Raw genomic sequence first — 23,037 nt, forward strand, 5'->3', positions numbered from 1 at the left:
GGGTCGCCGCAGGCGTGGCCCCGAGGGTGGCACCCGCCGGCTCTTGCTCCAACGCCCCCCCCCAGCAGATTGCGTTTTTCCCGTTGCAGCGCAACACTTCAAAGGATATGCCGCCCCCTCGGCAGCCCGCTTTTCCCACCAGCCCAAAGAGTCCCGTGAGCGAAAACGCAAACGCGCCGTTGCCTGTCAACGCGCCCTGGATCGTCATGAAGTTCGGCGGCACGTCGGTTGCCACGGCCGCACGCTGGCGCAATATCCTCGAGCTGGCCGCCAGCCGTCGCGCCGAAGGCGCCCGCGTGCTGATCGTGGTCTCGGCCCTGTCCGGTATCACCGACGGCCTGAAACAGCTTTGCACGCATCCGGACCCGAAACGCCGCTCGGACGCGGCCTCCGCACTGGCCGATCGCCATCACGCCCTGCTGGCCGACATGTCGCTGGCCATGCCGGAAACGTTGGGTGCTCGCCTGGCCGACCTGGCCGCGCTGGCCGACGGCGGTGCTGGCGAACTGGGCGAACTGGCCTGGCAGGCGCGAGTGCAGGCGCATGGCGAACTGATGTCGAGCGCGCTGGGTGCGGCCTTCCTCAGCGCCAACGGCCTGCCGACCACCTGGGTGGACGCGCGTGAATGCCTGCATTCGGTGGCCCTGCCCAACCAGAACGAGCGCACACGCGTGCTCTCGGCGATGGTCGAGCCGCACCACGACGCGGCGTTGTCCGAACGGCTGGCGGCGCGCGGCGAGGTGTTCATCACCCAGGGCTTCATCGCCTGCGACGAGCACGGCCGCACCGTGTTGCTCGGCCGCGGGGGCTCGGATACCTCGGCGGCTTACTTCGGCGCGTTGCTGGCGGCGGCCCGCGTGGAAATCTGGACGGACGTGGCCGGCATGTTCACGGCCAATCCCCGGCAGGTCGCCGGTGCGCGCCTGTTGCAGCGCCTGGACTACGAAGAAGCCCAGGAAATCGCTTCCACCGGGGCCAAGGTGTTGCATCCGCGTTGCCTCTCGCCGCTGCGTGAGCCGCGAGTGCCGTTGCTCATCAAGGACACCAACCGGCCGGAACTGGAAGGCACCTTCATCGGTCCCGAGATCCGCGAGCACGCGCCCAGCATCAAGGCGATCAGTGCCCGCAAGGGCATCACGCTGGTGTCGATGGAATCGGTGGGCATGTGGCAGCAGGTCGGCTTCCTGGCCGACGTGTTCGATGCGTTCCGGCGGCATGGCCTGTCGGTGGACCTGATCGGCTCGGCGGAAACGAACGTCACGGTGTCGCTGGACCCGACCGAGAATCTGCTCGATTCCGATGCCATCGCCGCCCTGGCCGCGGATCTGGCACGCGTGTGCCGGGTCAAGGTGATCGCGCCGTGCGCGGCGATCACCCTGGTCGGCCGGGGCATGCGCTCCATGCTGCACAAGCTGTCCGGTGTGCTGGCGGAGTTCGGCCAGCTGCGCGTGCACCTCATCTCGCAGTCGTCCAACAACCTCAACCTGACCTTCGTGGTCGACGAGGACGTGGTGGACGCCATGCTGCCGCGGCTGCACGAACTGCTGATCGGTGCCGGTGCCCTGCGCACGGACGACAGCATGGTGTTCGGTCCGTCGTGGCAGGCCCTCTACGGTGCCGGCGACCAGGCCCTGCCCGCTGCCGCGTGGTGGCAGGCCGAGCGCCTGAAACTCGTGGAGCTGGCCACGCAGCGCACGCCGCGCTACGTCTACCACCTGCCCACGGTGCGTGCGCAGGCGCGTCGGGTGAAGTCGCTGCAGGCCGTGGATCGCGCGCATTACGCGGTCAAGGCCAATACCCATCCCGGTATCCTGGCGGTGCTGGCCGAAGAAGGCTTCGCCTTCGAATGCGTGTCGCCGGGTGAACTGGCCGCCGTCTCCGCAGCGGTACCGGAAAGCACGCCGCTGCTGTTCACGCCCAATTTCGCCTCGCGCCGCGATTTCGAAACTGCCTTGCGCACGCGCGCCACGATCACCATCGACGCGCTGTATCCCATCGAGCACTGGAGCGACCTGTTCGCCGGGCGCGAGATCGTGCTGCGCGTGGACCTGGGTCGCGGGCTGGGCCACCACGACAAGGTGAAGACGGGCGGTACCGGCAGCAAGTTCGGCGTGCCGATCGAGCAGGTGGATCGTTTCCTGCGCCTGGCCGACGCGGCTGGCGCGCGGGTGATCGGCCTGCATGCGCACCTGGGCTCGGGCATCCTCGACGCCGCCCACTGGGGCGAGGTGTACTCGCAACTCGCCGCACTGGCCGAACGTATCGGCACCATCACGGTGCTGAACATCGGCGGTGGCCTGGGCGTGCCCTCGCACCCGGGCGAAACGGCGCTGGACATGGCCGCGCTGGATCGTGTGCTGACCTCCGTGCGCCAGGCCTATCCGCAGTTCCAGTTGTGGATGGAGCCCGGTCGCTACCTCGTCGCCGACGCAGGCGTGCTGCTGGCGCGGGTGACGCAGGAGAAGAAAAAGGGTGCGAACGTTCGCTACCTGGGCCTGGACACGGGCATGAACAGCCTGATCCGCCCCGCGCTGTACGATGCGTGGCACGAGATCGTCAACCTCACGCGCCATGGCGAGCCGGCCACCACCATGTACCAGGTGGTCGGCCCCATCTGCGAATCCGGCGACATCCTCGGCTCGGACCGGCGGCTGCCGGCATCGATGGAAGACGACGTGATCCTGGTGGCGCAGGGCGGTGCCTATGGCGCCGTCATGTCGTCGCGTTACAACCTGCGCGACGAAGCCGACGAGGTACTGCTGCCGTGACCGCCACGCTCAACGATCCACGCGGCAGCGCCAGCTTCCGTTTCGTCCGTCATACCTTCGTCGATGGCGTCGCGGAGCTGGTCTACGCCTTCGACGACGGCGTGGAGCTTACCGAGCGGGTAACCTTCCCCGGTGCGCCGACCGTGCCGGTGGAACGGGAAGCCGCCTTCGCCGCGGCCCTGCGCCTGCTGCACATCGTGGCCGGGGTCAGCTATTACAAAGCGGGCATTCCGCCGTCCATCGTCGTCGAGGGCCAGCCCCTCGACGAAGCCACGGCCAGCCTGGCCGATGCGCTGTACCTGCACGGCCTGGCCGAGTTCGCGTACCGCAACCGGCTCGACCTGCGCGGCCGCATCGCCTTCCCGTTCGAGCGTTCGGTGCACCGTGCCGCGCCGGCGGTCGGCTTGCCGGCGCGATCGCTGCTGCCCATCGGCGGCGGCAAGGATTCGGTGGTGGCCGTCGAGGCGGTGAAGTCGATCGGCGGCGACGCCACGGCGGCGTGGGTGGGCAATTCCCCGCTCATCGCCGAATGCGCGGCACGCACGGGTCTGTCCACGCTCAACGTGTCGCGCGAACTGGCGCCCGGCTTGTTCGAGCTCAATCGCCTGGGTGCGTGGAACGGGCATATCCCGGTCACCGCGATCAATTCGGCCATCCTCACGCTGGCCGCGCTGCTGTACGGCTACGACTCCATCGTGTTCGCCAACGAGCGCTCCGCCTCGGTGGCCACGCTGGAATACGACGGGCAGGAAGTGAACCACCAGTGGAGCAAGGGCTACGGCTTCGAGAAGACCTTCCACGATTACCTGCATTCGCACGTGGCCGCGGATCTGGACTACTGCTCGCTGCTGCGGCCGTGGTCGGAACTGGCCGTGACCAGCGCATTCGCGCGGCTGGGCACGGGCTATTTCGATGTGTTCTCCAGCTGCAACCGTAACTTCCGCATCCTCGGTCCGAAGCCGGCGGATCGCTGGTGCGGGCAATGTCCGAAGTGTCACTTCGTGTTCCTGGCACTGGCACCCTTCCTTGCCAAGCCTCGGCTGGTGTCGATCTTCGGCCGCAACCTGCTCGACGACGACGTGCTGGCCGGCGCGTTCGATGCCCTGCTGGAATACAAGGACCACAAGCCGTTCGAGTGCGTCGGTGAAGGCGCCGAGGCCCGCGCCGCGCTGGCCTCGCTGGCCGAGCGTCCGGAGTGGCGCGAGGATGCGCTGGTCTCGCGCTTCCGTCGTGAGATCCTGCCGCAGCTGGACCCAAGCGAACTGGCGTTGGAACCGTGGCTGCAGCCTGGTGCATCGCACCTGGTGCCGGAACGCCTTCACGGAGCGCTGGATGCATTGGGCTGATCTTGCGGGACGGCGTGTCGCCGTGTGGGGCTTCGGTCGTGAGGGCCGCGCGGCACTGAATGCGCTGGCGCGGCACCTGCCGGGCCAGCCGGTCGACCTCTACTGTGCAGCCGACGAAGCGGAAACGGCGCGAGCCGCGTATCCGGCGTTGCGCGTGCACGAGGCCGCGCCGGATGCGGATGCTCTCGCCGCGTACGAGGTCGTCATCAAGTCGCCGGGCATTTCGGCCTATAAGCCGGAGATGCTCGCCGCGCAGTCGCGTGGCACGCGCTTCACCTCCGGCACCGCCCTGTGGTTCGCCGCCAACGTCTCGGCGAACACCATCGCCGTCACGGGCACCAAGGGCAAGAGCACCACCTCGGCGCTGGTCGCGCATCTCGCCCGTGCGCTAGGCGTGCGCACGGCGCTGGCCGGAAACATCGGCCTACCGATGCTCGAACTGGACGGCCAGACGGCCGACCTGTGGGTGATCGAGCTGTCCAGCTTCCAGACGGGCGAGGCCTTCGGCGTGGGCCTTGGGGTGGTTACCAGCCTCTACGAGGAACACCTCGACTGGCACGGCTCACGCGAGCGCTACGTCGACGACAAGCTGAAACTGCTGGCGTCGTCGGGACGGGTGCTGGTCAATGCCCTGCAGCCTGCCTTGCTGGCGCGTGCCGCGCCGCATCCGGGCCTGCACACCTTCGGCGACGTGGCGCACTGGCACGTGGCCGATGGCTGGATACGGCGTGGCGACGAAAACGTAATCGCTGCCTCGCAGGTGTCCGCGCCCGGCCTGCACAATGCGCTCAATGCCTGTGCCGCGCTGGCCGCCCTCGAGATCATGGGTTTCGATACGCGAGCGGCGGCGCCCGCGCTGTCTTCTTTCGTTCCCTTGCCGCATCGCCTGCAACCGTTGGGTGTGCGCGACGGCCTGCGCTGGATCAACGATTCCATCAGCACCACGCCGCTGGCCAGCCTCGCGGCACTGGAAAGCGTGGGCGACGCGCGTGTCGCGCTGATCGTGGGTGGGCACGACCGTGGGCTGGACTGGACACCCTTCATCGAAGCGATGCGGCAGCATGCCCCGGCGGCGATCGTCTGCCAGGGCAGCAACGGGCCCCGCATCGCCGAGGCGCTGGAGGCGGCGGGCGTGGCGCAGGTGCATCGTGAGGCCGATCTTTCCGCCGCTGTCGCGGCTGCACGCAGGGTGCTCGACGGCGATGGGGTGGTGTTGCTTTCGCCCGGTGCACCCAGCTTCGACCAGTTCCGCGACTACGCGGAACGGGGCAAGCGGTTTGCCGCATGGGCTGGCTTCGACACGGAAGACGCCACTCTCAAGGGGTTGGGCGTGCTTTGACCGGTCAGTCCGTGGTCGCCGCCAGCAAGGTGCCGACCACCGCGGCAAGGGCGGCATAGAGCTCCGGCGGCACGTCGTCGCGCAGGCGCACCGCCGCCAGCAACGTGGCGACCTGCGGGTCGAGGTGCGGGGCGAGGCCCATGGCCTGTGCACGTTCCAGCATTGCTTTAACCCCCTCGGCATCCACGCGCTCGTTCTTGCCGCTGCTGGTCGGGGTGGCGAGCCGCAGCGTGACGCTGCGTCGCGGTGAAGGCAGGGCCTGGCTCATGCGCGCGCTTCGAGAAGGACAGCGCTATAAGCGCTGGTGGGCACGGGCAGGCCGTGTATGCAGGAGAAATGGTCGAGCTGGAGGCCGCTCTTTTCCATCGTGCGACGCAGGGGAACGAATTCGTTTTCGAGGCGTGCGGCCGTCGGCCCGTGGTCTGCCCATAGGCGTACGGACACCCGCGGGGCGCGAAGCTGGATTTCGCCCTGCACCGCGCCGAGGGTCGGTGGGTCGATGGCGAAGCCGATGGTCCACAGACCTTCCGGCTCGCCCGGGCCGGCCTTGCCTTCCTCGATGCGTAGCTGGAGCACGTCATAGCCGCGCACGCCGGCCAGGGGTACCTCCACCATCCACACGCCGGCCTGGGGATGCGACTCGAGCTGGGCGATTTCCACACGCGACAGCGCGGCGCGGGTATCCGTGCGCAGCTGGCTGACCAGGGTGTCGACGTCGTCTTCGGTGATGGCCAGGTCGTCGGCGCGCGCCTGTGCCACCAGCGCGCGCTGTGCGAGCGGCGGAGGCGTGTCGCTGAGCGGACGGGGCAAGGCACCGAGGGGGCCTTTACCGGTACCCGTGGAGAACGTCCCGCCCATGCCGGCGGCAAGGCCGGGCGCACGGGTCGCTGGCAGGTCGGCCAGCACCCGGCGCAGCACCATCAGCGCGGCCTTGAAGTCGTCGGACGCCGGCAGTTCGGCATGCGGTTCGGCCAACTGGGACTCCAGGAAGACGCCGCTACGGGCGATGGCTTCCTTCATGCCCGTCGGCGTGCCGACATCGTCCGGGCGGCTGATCGAGGCTTCCAGCGTGGCGAGGGCCGCCCGTAGCGGTGCGGGAAGCGACCGCGCGACCGGGCTGCGGGCCAGCGCGGCCAGCGCGCCGAGCAGCGGGGCATAGCCGTTCTGTTGCGGAAGGCGCTCGCGCAGGCCCTGCAAGGCCACGCGTTCGTCGATCGGCGCGAGCACCACTTCCAGTTGTGGCTGCGTGCCCTGGGTGAGTACCCGCACCTGGAACTGCGAAGGCAGCTGCGTACCGGTCGTATCGGCTTCGACCGTCATGCCACCGATGTCCAGCAGCAGCTTGCCTATGTCGTTCTGGCCGATCACCCGCGCCGTGAGCAACGTGCCCACCCGCCATGCGTCGGCGGCGGCGGTGGTGCCCGCAGCCGCGCCGGCCCAGAGCTGGGCGGCGACACTGGTCGGCTGGATGATCAAGGGCAGTTACTCCCGGGGGCTGTGCGAACCCCGGTCTGGGCTCGCTCCTGTGGTGAGGGGATCGGCGGAAACTCGCGAAACTTTAGGAACATGCCGACACGGCGTGGCGCTTAAACGGCAGTAGCCACTCCCGTTACACTAGGGGAATGACCCAGCTCCCCTTCGACCTTCTCGCCACCGACGGCGCGGCGCGGCGCGGCCGTCTCCGCTTCGGCCGTGGCACCGTGGAAACCCCGGCCTTCATGCCGGTGGGTACCTACGGCTCCGTCAAGGCCATGACCCCGCGCGATGTGCTCGACACCGGCGCGGAAATCATCCTCGGCAACACCTTCCACCTGTTCCTGCGCCCCGGTCTGGAGATCGTCGGGGAGTTCGGCGGGCTGCACCGGTTCATCGGCTGGGACAAGCCTATCCTGACCGATTCCGGCGGCTTCCAGGTGTTCTCCCTGGCGCATAAGCGGAAGATCACGGAGGAAGGGGTGACCTTCGCCTCGCCCGTGGACGGCTCCAAGGTGTTCCTCTCGCCCGAGGAATCGATGCGTATCCAGAAGGTGCTGGATTCGGACATCGCGATGATCTTCGACGAGTGCACGCCCTACCCGGCCACGGAAAAGGTCGCCTCGGACTCCATGGAGCTCAGCTTGCGCTGGGCGGAGCGCTCGCGGCAGGCCTTCGACGACCTGCGTAACCCCAACGCGCTGTTCGGCATCGTCCAGGGCAGCACCTACGAAAACCTGCGGCAGCGCTCGGCGTCCCGCCTGATCGAGATCGGCTTCGACGGTTACGCTATCGGTGGCCTGGCCGTCGGCGAGCCCGAGGCTGAGCGCAATCACACCCTCGACCTGACCCTGCCGATGCTGCCCAGGGACCGCCCGCGTTACCTGATGGGCGTCGGCCGGCCGGAGGACATCGTCGAGGCCGTCCGCCGGGGCATCGACATGTTCGACTGCGTCATGCCCACCCGCAATGCCCGCAACGGGTTCCTGTTCACCCATGAAGGCACCCTGCGCATCCGCAACGCGAAGTTCGCCGCGGACACGCGCGTGATCGAGGAAGGCTGCGACTGCTACGCCTGCGCCAACGGCTTCTCCCGCGCCTACCTGCGCCACCTGGACCGCTGCAACGAGATCCTGGGCAGCCAGCTGGCCACGATGCACAACCTGCGCCACTACCAGCGTCTGATGGCTGGACTGCGCGGCGCGATCGAGGCGGGCACGCTGGACGACTTCGTGGCGGCGTTCTACGCGGCCCGGCAGAAGGCGGTCGTCGACGGTTGACCCTTCCCGGGCCGCGGCTACAGGCCGCCCCGCGACCCCACGGTCGGCGCGGTACATAAGCGCCGGGGGCGTGGCATAATCCACGATCTTTTTACGTGAGCAGCCGCTTTTCCTTGGCTGTTCCATGACTTGCGAGAATCTGCATGAGCCTTCCGATGTTCGCCGCCGTTGCCCAGGCCACCGCTCCCGCCGCCGGCGCCTCCCAGGGCGCGCTGGGCTTTTCGCCGCTGATCATGATGGCGGTGCTGTTCGGCATCTTCTATTTCATGATGATCCGCCCGCAGATGAAGCGGCAGAAAGAGCACCGCGCGCTGCTCGAAGCCCTGTCCAAGGGCGACGAGGTAGTGATGAGCGGCGGTATGGCCGGTCGCATCGAGGACGTGGGCGAGGCGTTCGTGCGGGTGGAAATCGCCCCGGGCACGGTCGTCCAGGTCCAGAAGAGCGCCATCACCCAGGTGCTGCCCAAGGGCAGCCTCAAGAAGTCCTGAGCTTCTTCGCATCGCGTCAGCTGCGGCCGGCACCCGGCCGCCTCCATGGAATGTAAGGCATGAGTGATTTTCCACGCTGGAAGTACGCACTGGTCGTGATCGTGTTGCTGTTCGGCATCGTCTACGCGCTGCCCAACGTCTTCCCGCCACAGCCGGCCGTGCAGATCTCGGGCAACCGCGGCAACGCCGTCGATGCCGGTCTGAAGACCCGGGTCGAGGGCATCCTGGCCGCCGCGAAGGCACCTGCCGCAAGCGTCGACGTGGCCGGCTCCGACAAGGGCGAGCGCCTGCTGGCGCGCTTCAACGATGCCGATTCGCAGGCGCGGGCTTCCGATGCGTTGCGCGGCGCGCTGGGTGACGACTACACGGTGGCGCTGAACCTGGCCTCCACCGTGCCTGCCTGGCTGCGCTCGATCAACGCGTTCTCGATGCCGCTGGGCCTCGATCTGCAGGGCGGCGTTCACTTCCTCATGGAAGTCGACGAAAACGCCGTGATCGACAACCAGGAAACCCGCTACGCGGACGACATCCGCTCCATGCTGCGCGACAAGAAGATCTCCTACGACGCGGTGTCACGCAATCCGCGCGGCCAGGGTGTCGGCGTGGTGCTGCGTAGCGATGCCGACCGCCAGGCGGCCGCCAGCGCCATCAGTGCCGAGTTCACCGACCTGACGGTCACCGACGGCCCCTCGACGGGCAATCGCTTCACGCTCAATGCGGTGGTCAAGCCCACCCGCCTGCGCGAACTGGCGCAGAGCGCCATCACCCAGAACGTGACGACGCTGCGCCAGCGTGTGAACGAGCTGGGCGTGTCCGAGCCGCTGATCCAGCAGCAGGGTGAGAACAAGATCATCGTGGAACTGGCCGGCGTGCAGGACACCGCGGAAGCCAAGCGCCTGATCGGTGCCACGGCTACCCTGGAATACCGTGCCGGCCTGTATACGCCGCAGCAGGCCATGGATGCCGCGCGCAGCGGCAGCGTGCCGCCGGATGCCAAGCTGTATTACGGTCGCGACCGCCGCCCCTACCTGCTCAGCAAGACGGTGATCGCCACGGGCGACCAGCTGACCTCGGCCGTGTCCGGCCGCGACCAGCAGAACGGCACGCCCAATGTCAGCGTTACGCTGAACAGCGCGGCCGCCCGCAAGATGCAGGATTTCACCAACGGCAATGTCGGCAAGCCGATGGCCGTGCTCTACATCACGCGTACCAACGACATCAAGATGGTTGACGGCAAGGAGATCAAGACGCCCAAGACCACCGAGGAAGTCATCAACTACGCCAACATCAGCTCGCCGTTCGGCAAGCAGTTCTCGACCAACGGCCTGCCCAGCGACGCCGAGGCCTCCGACCTCGCGCTGCTGCTGCGCGGCGGCTCGCTGGCAGCCCCGGTGGATATCGTGGGCGAAAGCGTGATCGGCCCCAGCCTGGGCAAGGACAACATCGACAAGGGCTTCAAGGCGGTGATGCTCGGCCTCGGCTTGGTGCTGATCGCCGCGGCCATCTACTACAAGCTGTTCGGCCTGGTCGCCGACATCGCGCTGTTCTTCAACCTCGTGCTGCTCATCGCGGTCATGTCGCTGATCCACGTGACCCTGACCATGCCCGGCATCGCCGGTATCGTGCTCACCCTGGGCATGGCGATCGACGCCAACGTGCTGATCTGCGAACGCATCCGCGAGGAATTGCGCAACGGCTCGTCGCCGCTGGCGGCCATCCGCACCGGTTACGACAAGGCCTGGGCGACCATCCTCGACGCCAACGTCACCCACCTGCTCGCCGCGCTCGGTCTGATGACCATGGGCTCGGGTCCGATCAAGGGCTTCGGTGTCACCCTCTTCATCGGTATCCTGACCTCGATGTTCACGTCGGTAACGGTAACCCATGCCATCACGGCGCTGATCCACGGCGGCCGCAAGCTCAAGACCCTGTCGGTCTGACGGGAGGACGCCATGGAAATCTTCAACCACAACTCGAACTTCAACTTCCTCGGCCTGCGCAAGTACAGCATCGGCCTGGCCGTGCTGCTCATGCTCGGTTCGATCGGCCTGATCCTGACCAAGGGCTTCAACTACGGCCAGGACTTCCTGGGCGGTGTCTCCGTCGTGGTCGACTACGCGCAGCCGATCGAAGTCAACGAGGTGCGCAACACCCTGGAAAAGGCTGGCATCGAGAACCCGCTGGTGCAATCGGTCGGCGGTACACGTGAGTTCAACGTGCGTCTGCTGCCCAAGGACGACAAGGGATCGGCCACGCTCGCGGGCGAAGAGGCCGCAACGAGGGTTTCCAGCGACATCATCGCCGTGCTGAAGACCACGCGTCCCGACGTCACGATGAAGAGCAAATCCTTCGTCGGCCCGCAGGTCGGTGAGGAGCTGCGCAGCGACGGTATCGTCGCCGTGGCCTTCGTCATCATCGGCATCATGGGTTACCTGTGGATCCGCTTCGAGAAGCGTTTCGCCATTGCGGCGCTGGCTACGGAAGTGCACGACGTGCTGGTCACCCTTGGCATCTTCGCGCTCACCCAGCGTGAGTTCGACCTGACGGTGCTGGCCTCCGTCCTGGCCGTGGTCGGCTACTCGATCAACGACAAGGTGGTGGTGTTCGATCGTGTCCGCGAGCTGTTCCGTTCCAGCCGCAATGCCACACCGGAAGAAGTGCTCAACCGGTCGATCAACAGCACGCTGTCGAGAACGATCATCACCTCGCTGTTTACCGGCATCACCATGGCGGCCCTGTTCTTCATCGGCGGCCCGGTGGTGCACGGGTTTGCGATCACCATGCTGATCGGCATCCTGGTGGGTACTTTGTCGTCCATCTTCGTCGCCAGCCCGATCCTCCTGTGGCTGGGTGTGTCCAAGCAGGATCTGATGCCTGTGACCAAGGAAGACCCGGAACTGGCTCGCCGCCCGTAAGGCCAGCCGGTTGCCGTAAAAGAATAAACCCGGCCGAGGCCGGGTTTATTTTTGACGCATCACCCCATCCCTGAGATCAGAAGTCATCCCTGTCCTCGGTGGCGCCTTCGGCATCGTTCGCGAGCGTAACGACGACATAGGCAGAGCCCACAAGCGATGCGCAGAGCCAGGCGTAGACCATCTGGATCGCCGTGCGCGGGATCGCCATGGCGACCCTGGGCGCGAGGGCCAGGCCGGCGATGCCAGCCACGGCCAGTACGGCGGCAACGGCCCACGCCAGCCGCCGCGACGGCAACGTGGTGGTGATAACGTTCATAGCTGTCTTGCCCCTGTTTCGCTGAATCACGCCCGTCGTGAAGTCTTTGTGAGGGCGCTTGATGTACGAAATACTCTACAAAATCCTGCGAAGCAAGCGGCTTTTTCTGAACGGGTTCCTTGATTTCCGATGACAGTTGTGAAGGATATCGGGCAACCCTTCGGCCGCGCTGGACTTTCCGCTCTTTCTCGAGGTTTTCGATCCATGGCACAACGTGAATTTCCCGGCTTCACCCTGAAGAGCAGCGCGACGCGGGAAGGCTCGCGGTACACGGCGCTTATCGCGTCCTATCCAGCCAACGGCAGTTTTCCCTCGTTCTTTGCCGTCTATGAAAACCGAAGCTTCCGCGACGAAGCGCGTGCCGCCGAGGCTGCCGACAAGGCGCTGGGCCTGGTGCTGGGCGTGGACGACGACGGCGCGCCGGCCTTTGCCGAAGGCGAAACGGGTTTCGACGATGAACCGGCGGCCGAGTCGGAAGACTGAGTCGCTTGCACGAGCCGGGTACATCGGCGTGTCGAAAGTCGTTACGCAGCACACCGCAGGACGGCCGCGCAGGTCATACTGGCCGCCTGGATCGCGAGGGGTTACGGACGGGTCATGAGTAGCGTGGATGGGCTGTACAGGCAATTCGTCGATGCATCCGCCGATTGCATGAAGGAGCTCGACAGCGAGGGCGTCATCCGTTTCGTCGCGGGGCAGGGCGCCCACAGCCTGGTAGCGGACGACCCGGAGCGCCTCCTGGGCATGCACTGGGTCGATCTGTGGCCCGAGGAAGCGCGCAGCATGGTGGCGGGGGTGCTCGACCGCGCCGCCAGCGGCGAACGCGTTGACTTCGTGGCGGCGCGCCCGTCCAACGCCGGCAGCGCCCGTTGGTGGGAGGTGATGATCGCGCCCGTGATCGCCCACGACCGGATCGACCATTTCATCGTCATCAGCCGGGATGTCACCGAGCGGGTCGAGGTGCAGGCCGCCATCGAGGCGATCAACGAGCTGTTGCAGGAGCGCCTCAACGAGACCGTGGCTCGCTCGGCCAGCGCATCCACCCGGTACGGCACCCTGATGGAACGCTTCGAGTCCGAGCATGGCGCGCGCCGGGATGCGGAGAATCGCCTCGCCGGGGTCGCCGAGCAGCTGGCCATGGCTCATCACGGCCGCGACCTGGCCGAGGCCAGCGCGCTGCAGGCCCAGAAACAGCAGGCCATCGGCCAACTGGTCAGCGGCATCGCGCACGACTTCAACAACATGCTGCAAACCGTGATCGTGAGCTTGTCGGGTCTGGAGGAAGACGCCGCCGAGCTGAACCCCCGTCATCGCCGCATGCTGGCCTACGCGACGGAGGGCGCCCGGCATGCCACGGCGCTGACCCGGCGGCTGCTGGCGTTTGCGCGGAACCAGCCCTTGCGGCCGGAACCCGTGGATGTAGGCAGCCTGGTCAAGGGCTTTGCGGACTTCGCCCGTCACGGTATGGGCGGCGGCGTCGGTGTGGACGTGGTGTGCCCTCCGGGCCCCCTGCCGGTATGGCTCGATCGCCAGGGTCTGGAGCAGGCGCTGATGAATGTTTGCCTGAACGCCCGTGACGCCATGAACGGTCACGGCACCATCGTGATCGAGGTGGGCGAGCGCATGGGCGACACACGTTTCGCCGCCGCTGTCGGCGAGCGCGCCACCCTGCGCCAGGTGTTCGTGAGCGTGGCCGATACCGGCGGCGGTATGTCCGAAGAGGTGCGCCAGCGCCTGTTCGAGCCGTATTTCACCACCAAGGCCGGCGGCTCGGGCCTCGGCCTGGCCCAGGTCTACGGCACTGTGGCGCAGGCGAGTGGCGGTGTGGAGATCGAAAGCGATGCCGGTGTCGGTACCCGTATCCGCCTGGTCTTCCCGCATTACCCCGGTCCGCTGGAATCCGGCGAGTGACATCCTGACCGGGCGCTGACGAAGCGGCTCAACTCGCGGCCCGATCTGCCGATAAGCGAAGGGTTAGGAGGAAGCAAGTCATGCTGGTCATCATCGGGTCCATTGTCGTCCTCGTCTCCGTACTGGGCGGCTACGTTCTTTCACACGGGTCCATCGGTGCCCTCTGGCAGCCTTACGAGTTGCTCATCATCTTCGGTGGCGCCATCGGGGCGTTCATCAGTGCCAATTCGCTGGACATCGTCAAGGCATCGGCGAGTGACGCCATGGCGTTGCTCAAGGGTCCGAAATACCGCAAGCAGGATTACGTCGACCTGCTGTCGCTGCTCTACGACATCTTCATCAAGATGCGCAAGGAGGGGCAGCTCGGCATGGAGTCGCACATCGAGGACCCGGCGAACAGCTCGCTGTTCTCGGCCTATCCGCGCCTGGTCGCCGAGCACCACCTGATCGACTTCATCACCGACTGCCTGCGCCTCATCGTCGGCGGCAGCATGGACCCGCACGAACTCGAGCAACTGCTCGACGTCGAGCTGGAAACCCATCACCACGAAGCCGCCGCGCCGGCGCACGCCGTACAGAAGATGGCCGATGCCCTGCCGGGTTTCGGCATCGTCGCCGCCGTGCTGGGTATCGTCATCACGATGAAATCCATCGACGGCGAAGCCGCGGTCATCGGCGAGCACATTGCCGGGGCGCTGGTGGGCACCTTCCTCGGCATCCTGCTCTGCTACGGCTTCATCGGTCCGCTGGCTGCCGCGATGGAAGCGCGTGTGAGCACAGACGGCAAGGCTTTCGAGTGCGTCAAGGTGGCGCTGCTGGCCAACCTGCGCGGCTACAACCCCATGGTGTCGGTGGAGTTCGCGCGCAAGTCCCTGCAGTCCGGCACGCGTCCCAGCTTCCAGGATCTCGAAGCCCACCTGAAGGCTGCGCGGTAACCGTCGATGAGCGAGTTGAAGCAGGTCATCATCGTCCGCAAGAAAAAGGCGGCCGGCCACGGCCACCATGGCGGCGCGTGGAAAGTCGCGTATGCGGACTTCGTGACCGCGATGATGGCCTTCTTCCTCGTGATGTGGCTGGTGGGCGCGGGCACGAAGCAGCAGCGCGCCGCCGTCTCCGAGTACTTCAAGAACCCCAGCCTCACCCCAGGCCAGTCGACCATGGCGCCGTCGGGCAAGATGGGCCCGGGTGGCGCCAGCACCAGCATGATCAAGCTGGGCGGCGCGATGGACCTGCCCAAGGGTCCGGGCGATCAACAGGCCTTCGCCAAGCCGTCGCCGGCGGCGGCGGAACAGGACAAACTGGCCAAGGCGCAGGAAAAGCGCCGGCTCGAGCAGCTGATGAAGGACCTGCAGGAGGCCATCGCCAAGAGCCAGGCCATGGCGCCCTACAAGGATCAGTTGCTGCTGGACATCACTTCCGAAGGCCTGCGCATCCAGATCGTCGACAAGCAAAACCGCCCGATGTTCGACACGGGCAGTGGCGCGCTCAAGTCCTACACCGTGCAGATCCTGCACGAACTGGCCGGCTTCGTGAACCAGGTGCCGAACCAGATCAGCATTTCCGGCCACACCGACAACGCGCCCTATATCCGCGCCGACAGTGCGTACGGCAATTGGGAGCTGTCCGCGGATCGCGCCAACGCCGCGCGCCGCACGCTAACCGAGGGTGGCATGCAGCCGGACAAGGTGGCGCGCGTGGTGGGCCTGGCAGCGTCCGTGCCGTTCGACAAGAACGATCCCTCCGCGCCGATCAATCGCCGCATCAGCATCGTGGTGATGACCCACGAGGCCGCCAAGGCCGCGCTGTCGTCGGATGTTGCCACCACCGAACCGGAGGCGCTGCCACAGGTACCGGCGCTGCATCCGGCCGAGGCCCAGCATGTGACGCACGACGTGGGCATCGTCCCGGCCTCGCAAGCGCCCGCCGCCGTTGCCGGCAACACCACGAACGTTGCCGTGGAAGGTTCCCCGCGCAGTTGACACGGCGCCATCGTGGCGTCGCCGAAGTCACTTGCAACGGTCATCTTCCCCGGTCAGTATCGGTCATGCACCAGGGGGAGGAGTGGCAATGGAAAACCAGAACAAGTTCAGAGTGGTCGCCAAGGCGGTAAAGCACAGCGGTGTCGATGGCGAGCAGGTGTATCGCGCAAGTTACCGGATACTGGATCACGTCGGCGAAGAGATCGAAGCCAATACCGGTACGCACGATTTCAACGACATCACCAGCGCGTTCAACCAGGCCTTCGCCATGGGACACGAGCGTCTGCGTGAACTGAGCACGGTGACCGTGCAGTAAGCGACGCCCGCGTCTATCGCGCTGCGCGAAGTTCATCCAGTTGCGCGGGCGTGCCCACGTTGCGCCAGAAGCCTTCGAACTTCTCGCCGTGCAGGCGCCCCTGCGCCATGGCCCGCTGGTACATCGGTAGCAGCTTGAAAGCGCCCGGCCTTTCGCCGGCCACGAGCTCGCGCCGGTACACACCCACATTGCCGAAGGTGAGGCGTTCGGCGCCCGCCGGTGCATGGCCGTCGTCGTGTAGCATCCCGTCCGCCAGGGCGAAATCGCCCGCCGGATGGAAGCCGGGGTTGGGCACCATCACCAGATGCGCCAGTCCTTGCGGTTCGCGGGGCAGGGTGGCGTAGTCGATATCGCTCCAGATATCCGCACTGACCACGATGAACGGCTCCGGCCCCAGCAGCGGCAGCGCCTTGAGCATGCCGCCGCCGGTTTCGAGCGGAGTCGGCCCCTCGTAGGAATAGCGGATACGCACGCCCCAGCGTGAACCGTCGCCCAGCGTTTCGGGGAACCGATCCGCCAGGTGCGACGTGTTGATGACGACGTAGCGTACGTCGGCGGCGGCCAGCTTCTCCAGGTGGTGCACGATCAGCGGCTTGCCGTGGACATCCAGCAGAGGCTTGGGTGTGCGGTCGGTCAGCGGGCGCATGCGTTCGCCGCGGCCGGCGGCAAGGATCAGCGCGTGCCTCACGGCTGGCGTGCCCGTGTCAGGTCGCGGGCGTCGATGCGTGCCTCGATCAGGTCGGCCAGGGGTGCCATGTCCGCATGGCGCCGTGCCGTCTCCAGCACGTAGCGCCATACGCGGGGCAGGTCGTGCAGGTAACCGGGCTTGCCGTCGCGGTAGCAAAGGCGGCAGAACAGCCCCAGGATCTTGATATGCCGTTGCAGGCCGGCCAGGTCGAACCAGCGGCGGAAGCGATCGGTATCCACGGTTTCATCGAGCAGGCGCGCATCCAGCAGCCGAAGGCGATACGCCTCTACCCAGCCCTCCACCCGCTCGTTGTCCCAGACGATGTACGCATCGCGCAGCAACGAGGCCAGGTCGTAGGTGATCGGTCCGGACATCGCGCCCTGGAAATCGATGATGCCCGGCGAACGGTCCACCGTGACCAGCAGGTTGCGGCTGTGGTAATCGCGGTGCATGAAGGCACGCGGCTGCTCGGCGAGCGTACGAAGGATCACGGTGAACGCCTGCTCCACGATCTCCCAGTCGGCGCAGTCCAGGGTCACGCCCAGGTGCCGTTCCAGCAGCCAGGTCGGCATGATCTCCATTTCCATGGTCTGCCAGGCGTGATCGAAGGCGGGCAGGCCGGAGGTATCCACGCGCGACTGCATGCGCAGCAGGGCATCCAGCGCGTCGCCGTAGAGGGCATCTACCGTGGTGTCGGACAGCTCCGGCAGGTAAGTGCGTGTGCCCAGGTCCTCGATCAGCAGGAAGCCCTGCGCCAGGTCGGCCACCATCACCGTCGGCACGTGCAGCCCCGCGGCGGCGAGGCGTTGGCCGATGGCCACCCACGGCGCCGGGTCTTCCAGGGCGGGTGGGGAATCCATGACGATCACGGGCTGGCCATCGACATGGCCGCGCCAGTAGCTGCGGAAGCTGGCATCGGCGGACGCAGGCTCCAGGGTGAGCGTGGCTTGCCCGGTGGCATGGCGCGCCCATGCGAGACGGGCGACGGAACGGTCGTCGGTAGCGGTCATGGAAGATCTGTGCAGGCGGTCGTGCAACGAGCTTAGAGGCTTTGCGCGGGCGTGTCATGGCGCGACGGGTTGTCCGGCAAGTGGTATTAAGCCGCCGCTCCGCCGTGTACGCTTCGGTTCTTTGGAAACCCGGGCGCACCATGGCTCTCATCCCTGAACCGCGGATCGGCATTATCGGCCTCGGCTACGTCGGACTGCCGCTGGCGGTGGAGTTCGGCCGCCATTTCGACACTCTCGGCTTCGACATCGCCCCCACCCGGCTCGCCGAATTGCGCGCGGGCCACGATCACACGCGGGAAGTGACCGGCGATGCGCTGACCGCCGCCGCGCAGTTGCGTTACACCGGCGAGGTAGCCGACCTGGCCGACCGTAACGTCTATATCGTGACCGTGCCCACGCCGATCGACGAGGCGCAGCGACCGGACCTGGCGCCGCTGGAGAAGGCGTGTCGCATGCTGGGTGGCCTGTTGTCGCAGGGCGACCTGGTGATCTTCGAGTCCACGGTGTATCCGGGCACCACCGAAGAGATCTGCGTGCCGCTCCTCGAAGCCGGCTCCGGCCTCGTGTTCAACGTGGATTTCCATTGCGGCTACAGTCCGGAACGGATCAATCCAGGCGACCACACGCGCCGCGTCGTGGACATCCGCAAGCTCACTTCCGGCTCCACGCCGGAGGCGGCCGACCGCGTCGACGCGCTTTACCGCACCATCATCCGTGCCGGCACGCACAAGACCTCGTCGGTGCGCATCGCCGAGGCCGCCAAGGTGATCGAGAACGTGCAGCGCGACGTCAACATCGCGCTGGTCAACGAGCTGGCACTGATCTTCAACCGACTGGGCATCGACACGGGCGAGGTGCTCGACGCCGCCGGCACGAAGTGGAACTTCCTGCCGTTCCGTCCCGGCCTGGTCGGCGGTCATTGCATCGGCGTGGATCCGTACTACCTCACGCACAAGGCCGAAGTGACCGGCTACCACCCGGAGCTGATCCTGGCCGCCCGGCGCATCAACAGCCGCATGGGTACGTACGTGGCCGACCGGGTGATCCGGCTGATGAGCGAACGCCGCCTGCACATCGTCGACGCGCGCGTGCTGGTGCTGGGCTTCGCCTTCAAGGAGAACTGCCCCGACCTGCGCAACACGCGCGTGATCGATATCGTGCGCGAGCTGAAGCAGTCGATGGCGCGCGTCGACGTCTACGATCCCTGGGTGGACGACGAGGAATGCTTGCGCGAATACGATGTACGTACCATCGGCGCGATCGAGGACGGCGTCTACGACGCGATCATCGTCGCCGTCGCGCACGATGAATTCCGTGCGTTCGGTCCCGGGAAGATTCGCGCCTTCGGCAAGCCGGGCGCGGTCGTCTACGACGTGAAGTCGGTACTGCCGCAGGAGAGTGTCGACGGGCGGCTCTGAACAGCGGGCGCCGGTCAGCCGGCGCCCGCGTATCGTGTGTCGCGTTCCTTGAGGATACTGATCGTCGTCGCTCAGGCCCGTTCGCTGCGCGCGCGGATCTCGGCGAAGGTCTGCTCGTCGACCAGCCGGCCGTCTTCCCACACCGTGCGCATGGCGTGCGCCCAGCCGGCGTCCAGCGCCATGTCGTCGATGCGCGTCACCTCCGCGGGCACGGCGACCGTCTTGTAGGTGCCGTATTCACCATGGCGGATGAGCGTAAGGCGACCGCGCTGCGATGTCTTGCCGGCATCGGTCACCGGTTGCTTGTAGACGTCCACCCAGCGGCCGTCGATGCGTGCCGCCGAGCACTTCAGCGCGAACTTCTGCGTGTCGCGGTCCAGTCGCTGCAGCAAGGCGCCGCCCATGCCGAAGGCGATGTTGTCGGCGGCGTAGCCGGCCTGGGTGATGTCGGACAGGATCGCCTGGATACTCTGCGGATTGACCCCGTCGCCCTGCATCAGCCGCACGTGGTTGAGCACCTTGTAACCTTTGCCGTTGCGCGTGCTGCCGAAGGCCTCGTCGAGCAGGTCGAGGCAGCGGTGCACCACCTCGACCGGCTCGCCCGAGTCGGGGCGGATGACCAGCGTCGCGCCCGAGCGGATCACGTCCTCGCGCAGCGTCGTGCCCCAGTGCTCGCGGATTGCGCGGTAAATGTCGTAGCTATCCGAGACGACGGCGACCAGGCTGCCCGGCCGGGCGAACCGGGCCAGCATGTTGCGGTAGGCATCGACCTCGTGCTCGCGCCCCCAGCTGGTGATCGTGCTGTGCTCGGCGGCGGGTATCGAAAAGCCGGCCATCGGTTCGGCGTAGAAATGCTTCGCCGCCAGTACGCCCTGCACGGTGTCGGTCCCGCGGAAATTGACCAGGTGCGCCATGCCGCCGATAGCCGCGGACTCGCTGCTGGACACGCCGCGGGCGCCGAAGTCGTGCAGCTTGAACGGCAGCTGCGCGTCCACGTCGTCGCTGGTCGTCTCGAGGAAACCGCGGATCACCTGCTTGACCTGCCAGCTGATCGTGGCGACCGTCACCGGGTACCACAGCCTCAGCAGCAACGTTTCCATATAGCTCGGCAGCCAGAACGCCTGCGGGTCGGTCGATTCGATCGTGACCAGAACCTGATGGGTCGGCACCACGCTGCCCTCGGCCACGGCACGCACGCGCAGCGGCAGCCGTCCGGCGTGTGCGTCGACGATGTAACGCCAGCCCGTCTCGTTGAACGGTTCGCCGTGGGCGGCGTAGAAGTCGCGCGCTTCGTTCACGTCGGCATGGGTGACCGGCTTTTCCAGGTTCCCCTTGAGGATCGCCTGCAGGCCGAAGAAGACCGTGCGGTCGTAACTGCCGCCGCGCGACTCCACGTAGAAAAAAGTCGCGTCGGTGCCTGGGGGGTACTGCAGCCAGTGGCTGGCCTTGTAGCTGTCGGTATTGAGGATCAGGTTGTCGAGGTAGTGCATGACGGAAGCTCCATTCGCGTCGGGACGGGGTGGAACGTGACACGGTGGCAGAAGCTCGGCCAAGGGGGCGAGAGAAATTACGTTCCTTCGCCCCGGGTGCACCTTGCTGAATCGAGGCCGCGCGAGCCGTTTTTTTCGTATTGACTATGCGCCGCGCAACCGCGAAGTTGAGGCCACCCTCAGGAGAGATCAGCATGACATCCCCCACCGCCGACCGCTCCGTCCGTTCGCGCTCGCGCGTCCTCGGCCTGCTCGTTCTTGGCGCCGCCCTCGTGGCGCCACTGGCCGCCAACGCCCAGGATCACCGCCCGCCGCACCATCCTGTCCATCATCGTCACCAGGTGTGCAAGCAGGTGCGCGCTCGTGACCATCACGGGCACTACCACACCACGAAGCAGTGCCATTGGGTGAATCGCTGATCGCGTAGGCGCGGCACAGCGTCGTAAAGAAAACGGGGCCATGGGGCCCCGTTTTCTTTATCGGATGGCAGCAAGCGGGTCAGGACAGGTTGTAGCCGCGTTCCTCGTGCAACGCGATATCCAGGCCGACCTGCTCCTGTTCCTCGTCGACACGCAGCCCCATCGTCACGTCGATGCCCTTGAAGATGGCGTAGCTCAGTACGGCGCTGTAGACGACCGTGAAGCCGACGCCCTTGCCCTGGATCCACAACTGGCCGAGCAGATCGGTGACGGTGCCGAAGCCACCGAGCGTGGGAGATGCCAGCGGGCCGGTCAGCAGGGCGCCGATGATGCCGGCTACCGCGTGCACGCCGAAGACGTCCAGTGAGTCGTCGTAACCGAAGCGACGCCTCAGCTTCGTCGCGCAGAAGAAGCAGACCACGCCTGCCACCAGGCCGAGTACCAATGCGCCGCCCGGGCCGCATGTGCCGGCGGCCGGCGTGATCGCGACCAGGCCGGCCACGGCGCCGGAGGCGATGCCGAGGACGCTCGGCCGGCGATGGGTCAGCCACTCGATCGCCGTCCAGCCGATGGCCGCCGCCGCGGTGGCGATCTGCGTGACCAGCATGGCCATGCCGGCGCTGCCGTTGGCCGCGACGGCCGAGCCGGCGTTGAATCCGAACCAGCCCAGCCACAGCATGCTCGCGCCCACCAGCGTATAGCCGAGGTTGTGCGGCGGCATGGGTGTCGTGGGGTAACCGCGACGTTTGCCGATCACCAGGCAGCCGACCAGGCCGGCGATACCCGCGTTGATGTGGACCACCGTGCCGCCGGCGAAGTCGAGCACGCCCAGGTCGCCGAGGAACGAGCCCGGTCCGCCCCAGACCATGTGTGCGACAGGCAGGTAGACAAAGGTGAACCAGAGCCCGGTGAACACGAGCAGCGCGGAGAACTTCATGCGCTCCGCGATGGCGCCGATGATGAGCGCAGGTGTGATGATCGCGAAGGTCATCTGGAACATCACGAACACGCCTTCCGGGATCGTGAGGTAGAGACTGTCCGGCTTGAGTCCCGCCAGCATGGCGCGGCCCAGCCCGCCGACGAACGAGTGCAGGTTGGTGGTGCCCGCCACCATGCCCGTGTTGTCGAAGGCGACGGAGTAGCCATAGACCACCCACAGCACCGTGACCACCGCCGTGATGGCGAAGCACTGCATGAGGACGGACAGGAGGTTCTTGGCGCGCACCATGCCGCCGTAGAACAGCGCCAGGCCCGGTATGGTCATCAACAGCACCAGCATCGTGGCGGTGAGCATCCACGCCGTATCGCCGGAATCCAGTCGGGCGGGCGCGGCGGTAGCCTGGGCGAAAGCGAGTCCCGGGGCGAGGGTGGCGGCCAGGGTCGCGACCAGCGTGCGGGTGGGTTTAGAGTGCATCGCCGTCGACCTCCTGCGTGCGGATACGGATGGCCTGCTCAAGGTCGATGACGAAGATCTTGCCGTCGCCGATCTTGCCGGTGCGGGCCGCGGTGGTGATCGCCTCGACGGCCCGCTCGAGCTGCTCGTCGGTCACGGCGATCTCGATCTTCAGCTTGGGTAGGAAGTCCACCACGTACTCGGCGCCACGGTAGAGCTCCGTATGCCCGTGCTGGCGGCCGAAGCCTTTCACCTCGGTGACGGTCATGCCCTGGACGCCGACCTCGGCAAGCGCCTCGCGTACGTCGTCCAGCGTGAACGGCTTGATGATCGCGTTGATCCACTTCATGCGTCGCGGCTTCCCGTGGTTTGTCTGAGGAAGCTGGGTGCACGATGCATGCCATGTGGCGCAAGGGGCGAAAGCGTTGGCGCCCAAAGCGTCCGGAGGGGCGCTAAACGAGATTCATGATGTATCGCACCTATAAGGT

The 23,037-nt window shown here is 66.6% G+C and carries 22 protein-coding genes; 14 read left to right on the forward strand and 8 right to left on the reverse strand.

The features are described from left to right. Window positions 1–155: 155 nt before the first annotated feature. The 3 genes from QRN34_RS17280 to murD are packed head-to-tail and all read left to right on the forward strand — an operon-like array spanning window position 156 to window position 5,453. Complete coding sequence (locus tag QRN34_RS17280; RefSeq protein ID WP_285406419.1) at window positions 156–2,768, forward strand: bifunctional aspartate kinase/diaminopimelate decarboxylase; 2,613 nt, start codon at window positions 156–158, stop codon at window positions 2,766–2,768. Further along, a complete protein-coding gene (murL, locus tag QRN34_RS17285; RefSeq protein WP_285406421.1) occupies window positions 2,765–4,114 on the forward strand; it encodes a UDP-N-acetyl-alpha-D-muramoyl-L-alanyl-L-glutamate epimerase in 1,350 nt (449 codons plus the stop codon). The genes QRN34_RS17280 and murL overlap by 4 nt, the downstream gene beginning before the upstream one ends. Further along, window positions 4,101–5,453, forward strand: coding sequence for a UDP-N-acetylmuramoyl-L-alanine--D-glutamate ligase (murD, locus tag QRN34_RS17290; RefSeq protein ID WP_285406423.1), 1,353 nt, complete (start codon window positions 4,101–4,103; stop codon window positions 5,451–5,453). Before murL ends, murD begins: the two co-directional genes overlap by 14 nt. 4 nt (window positions 5,454–5,457) lie before the next feature. Here murD and QRN34_RS17295 read toward each other — a convergent pair whose 3' ends face one another. Both QRN34_RS17295 and QRN34_RS17300 read right to left on the reverse strand, forming a co-directional pair. Then, on the reverse strand, window positions 5,458–5,721 hold the full coding sequence (locus QRN34_RS17295) for a flagellar biosynthesis protein (protein WP_285406425.1): 264 nt from the start codon (window positions 5,719–5,721) through the stop codon (window positions 5,458–5,460). Then, window positions 5,718–6,929 carry a flagellar hook-length control protein FliK gene (locus tag QRN34_RS17300; RefSeq protein ID WP_285406427.1) on the reverse strand — a complete coding sequence of 404 codons (1,212 nt, stop codon included), beginning with the start codon at window positions 6,927–6,929 and terminating at the stop codon, window positions 5,718–5,720. Before QRN34_RS17300 ends, QRN34_RS17295 begins: the two co-directional genes overlap by 4 nt. A gap of 146 nt (window positions 6,930–7,075) precedes the next feature. Between QRN34_RS17300 and tgt the strand changes: the two genes are divergently transcribed. From tgt to secF, 4 genes are all read left to right on the forward strand, one after another. Then, window positions 7,076–8,206, forward strand: a complete 1,131-nt coding sequence (gene tgt / locus QRN34_RS17305) for a tRNA guanosine(34) transglycosylase Tgt (protein WP_285406430.1) — start codon at window positions 7,076–7,078, stop codon at window positions 8,204–8,206. A 143-nt stretch (window positions 8,207–8,349) separates the two neighbouring features. Further along, window positions 8,350–8,694, forward strand: a complete 345-nt coding sequence (gene yajC, locus QRN34_RS17310) for a preprotein translocase subunit YajC (protein WP_285406433.1) — start codon at window positions 8,350–8,352, stop codon at window positions 8,692–8,694. A gap of 59 nt (window positions 8,695–8,753) precedes the next feature. Next, a complete protein-coding gene (secD, locus tag QRN34_RS17315) occupies window positions 8,754–10,634 on the forward strand; it encodes a protein translocase subunit SecD (RefSeq protein ID WP_285406436.1) in 1,881 nt (626 codons plus the stop codon). Between the two features lie 12 nt (window positions 10,635–10,646). Next, window positions 10,647–11,609 carry a protein translocase subunit SecF gene (gene secF, locus QRN34_RS17320; RefSeq protein WP_285406439.1) on the forward strand — a complete coding sequence of 321 codons (963 nt, stop codon included), beginning with the start codon at window positions 10,647–10,649 and terminating at the stop codon, window positions 11,607–11,609. Window positions 11,610–11,685: 76 nt separating this feature from the next. Here the strand turns inward: secF and QRN34_RS17325 are convergent, their stop codons facing one another. After that, the gene (locus QRN34_RS17325) at window positions 11,686–11,925 is read right to left on the reverse strand and encodes a hypothetical protein (RefSeq protein WP_036137310.1); all 240 of its coding nucleotides are present in this window, start codon (window positions 11,923–11,925) and stop codon (window positions 11,686–11,688) included. 204 nt (window positions 11,926–12,129) lie between these two features. Between QRN34_RS17325 and QRN34_RS17330 the strand changes: the two genes are divergently transcribed. The 5 genes from QRN34_RS17330 to QRN34_RS17350 all read left to right on the forward strand — a co-directional run bounded on the left by QRN34_RS17330 (window position 12,130) and on the right by QRN34_RS17350 (window position 16,131). After that, window positions 12,130–12,408 carry a hypothetical protein gene (locus tag QRN34_RS17330; RefSeq protein ID WP_036137309.1) on the forward strand — a complete coding sequence of 93 codons (279 nt, stop codon included), beginning with the start codon at window positions 12,130–12,132 and terminating at the stop codon, window positions 12,406–12,408. A gap of 114 nt (window positions 12,409–12,522) precedes the next feature. Next, window positions 12,523–13,836, forward strand: a complete 1,314-nt coding sequence (locus tag QRN34_RS17335) for a PAS domain-containing sensor histidine kinase (protein WP_285406443.1) — start codon at window positions 12,523–12,525, stop codon at window positions 13,834–13,836. 80 nt (window positions 13,837–13,916) lie between these two features. Further along, window positions 13,917–14,771 (forward strand): flagellar motor stator protein MotA, encoded by an 855-nt coding sequence (gene motA, locus QRN34_RS17340; protein WP_285406444.1) that lies wholly within the window; start codon window positions 13,917–13,919, stop codon window positions 14,769–14,771. A gap of 6 nt (window positions 14,772–14,777) precedes the next feature. Further along, complete coding sequence (gene motB, locus QRN34_RS17345) at window positions 14,778–15,815, forward strand: flagellar motor protein MotB (RefSeq protein ID WP_285406446.1); 1,038 nt, start codon at window positions 14,778–14,780, stop codon at window positions 15,813–15,815. Between the two features lie 88 nt (window positions 15,816–15,903). Then, window positions 15,904–16,131: a hypothetical protein gene (locus QRN34_RS17350; protein ID WP_036137300.1), complete on the forward strand. Its 228-nt coding sequence runs from the start codon at window positions 15,904–15,906 to the stop codon at window positions 16,129–16,131. A 13-nt stretch (window positions 16,132–16,144) separates the two neighbouring features. Here QRN34_RS17350 and murU read toward each other — a convergent pair whose 3' ends face one another. Together murU and QRN34_RS17360 are read right to left on the reverse strand one after the other, a co-directional pair. Beyond that, the gene (murU, locus tag QRN34_RS17355) at window positions 16,145–16,819 is read right to left on the reverse strand and encodes an N-acetylmuramate alpha-1-phosphate uridylyltransferase MurU (RefSeq protein WP_285406449.1); all 675 of its coding nucleotides are present in this window, start codon (window positions 16,817–16,819) and stop codon (window positions 16,145–16,147) included. Next, the gene (locus QRN34_RS17360) at window positions 16,816–17,829 is read right to left on the reverse strand and encodes a phosphotransferase (RefSeq protein WP_285406453.1); all 1,014 of its coding nucleotides are present in this window, start codon (window positions 17,827–17,829) and stop codon (window positions 16,816–16,818) included. Before QRN34_RS17360 ends, murU begins: the two co-directional genes overlap by 4 nt. Window positions 17,830–17,969: 140 nt before the next feature. Here QRN34_RS17360 and QRN34_RS17365 point away from each other — a divergent pair, with 140 nt between their 5' ends. Then, window positions 17,970–19,247 carry a nucleotide sugar dehydrogenase gene (locus QRN34_RS17365; protein ID WP_285406457.1) on the forward strand — a complete coding sequence of 426 codons (1,278 nt, stop codon included), beginning with the start codon at window positions 17,970–17,972 and terminating at the stop codon, window positions 19,245–19,247. Between the two features lie 71 nt (window positions 19,248–19,318). Here the strand turns inward: QRN34_RS17365 and QRN34_RS17370 are convergent, their stop codons facing one another. After that, the gene (locus QRN34_RS17370) at window positions 19,319–20,737 is read right to left on the reverse strand and encodes a nicotinate phosphoribosyltransferase (protein ID WP_285406459.1); all 1,419 of its coding nucleotides are present in this window, start codon (window positions 20,735–20,737) and stop codon (window positions 19,319–19,321) included. Between the two features lie 194 nt (window positions 20,738–20,931). Here QRN34_RS17370 and QRN34_RS17375 point away from each other — a divergent pair, with 194 nt between their 5' ends. Beyond that, window positions 20,932–21,156: a hypothetical protein gene (locus tag QRN34_RS17375; protein ID WP_285406461.1), complete on the forward strand. Its 225-nt coding sequence runs from the start codon at window positions 20,932–20,934 to the stop codon at window positions 21,154–21,156. 79 nt (window positions 21,157–21,235) lie between these two features. Here QRN34_RS17375 and QRN34_RS17380 read toward each other — a convergent pair whose 3' ends face one another. Beyond that, a complete protein-coding gene (locus tag QRN34_RS17380) occupies window positions 21,236–22,570 on the reverse strand; it encodes an ammonium transporter (protein ID WP_285406463.1) in 1,335 nt (444 codons plus the stop codon). Continuing rightward, the gene (locus QRN34_RS17385) at window positions 22,560–22,898 is read right to left on the reverse strand and encodes a P-II family nitrogen regulator (RefSeq protein WP_036137283.1); all 339 of its coding nucleotides are present in this window, start codon (window positions 22,896–22,898) and stop codon (window positions 22,560–22,562) included. The genes QRN34_RS17380 and QRN34_RS17385 overlap by 11 nt, the downstream gene beginning before the upstream one ends. Window positions 22,899–23,037: the final 139 nt, after the last annotated feature.

The organism is Luteibacter sp. ME-Dv--P-043b (genome assembly GCF_030209605.1).
Classification (GTDB): domain Bacteria; phylum Pseudomonadota; class Gammaproteobacteria; order Xanthomonadales; family Rhodanobacteraceae; genus Luteibacter.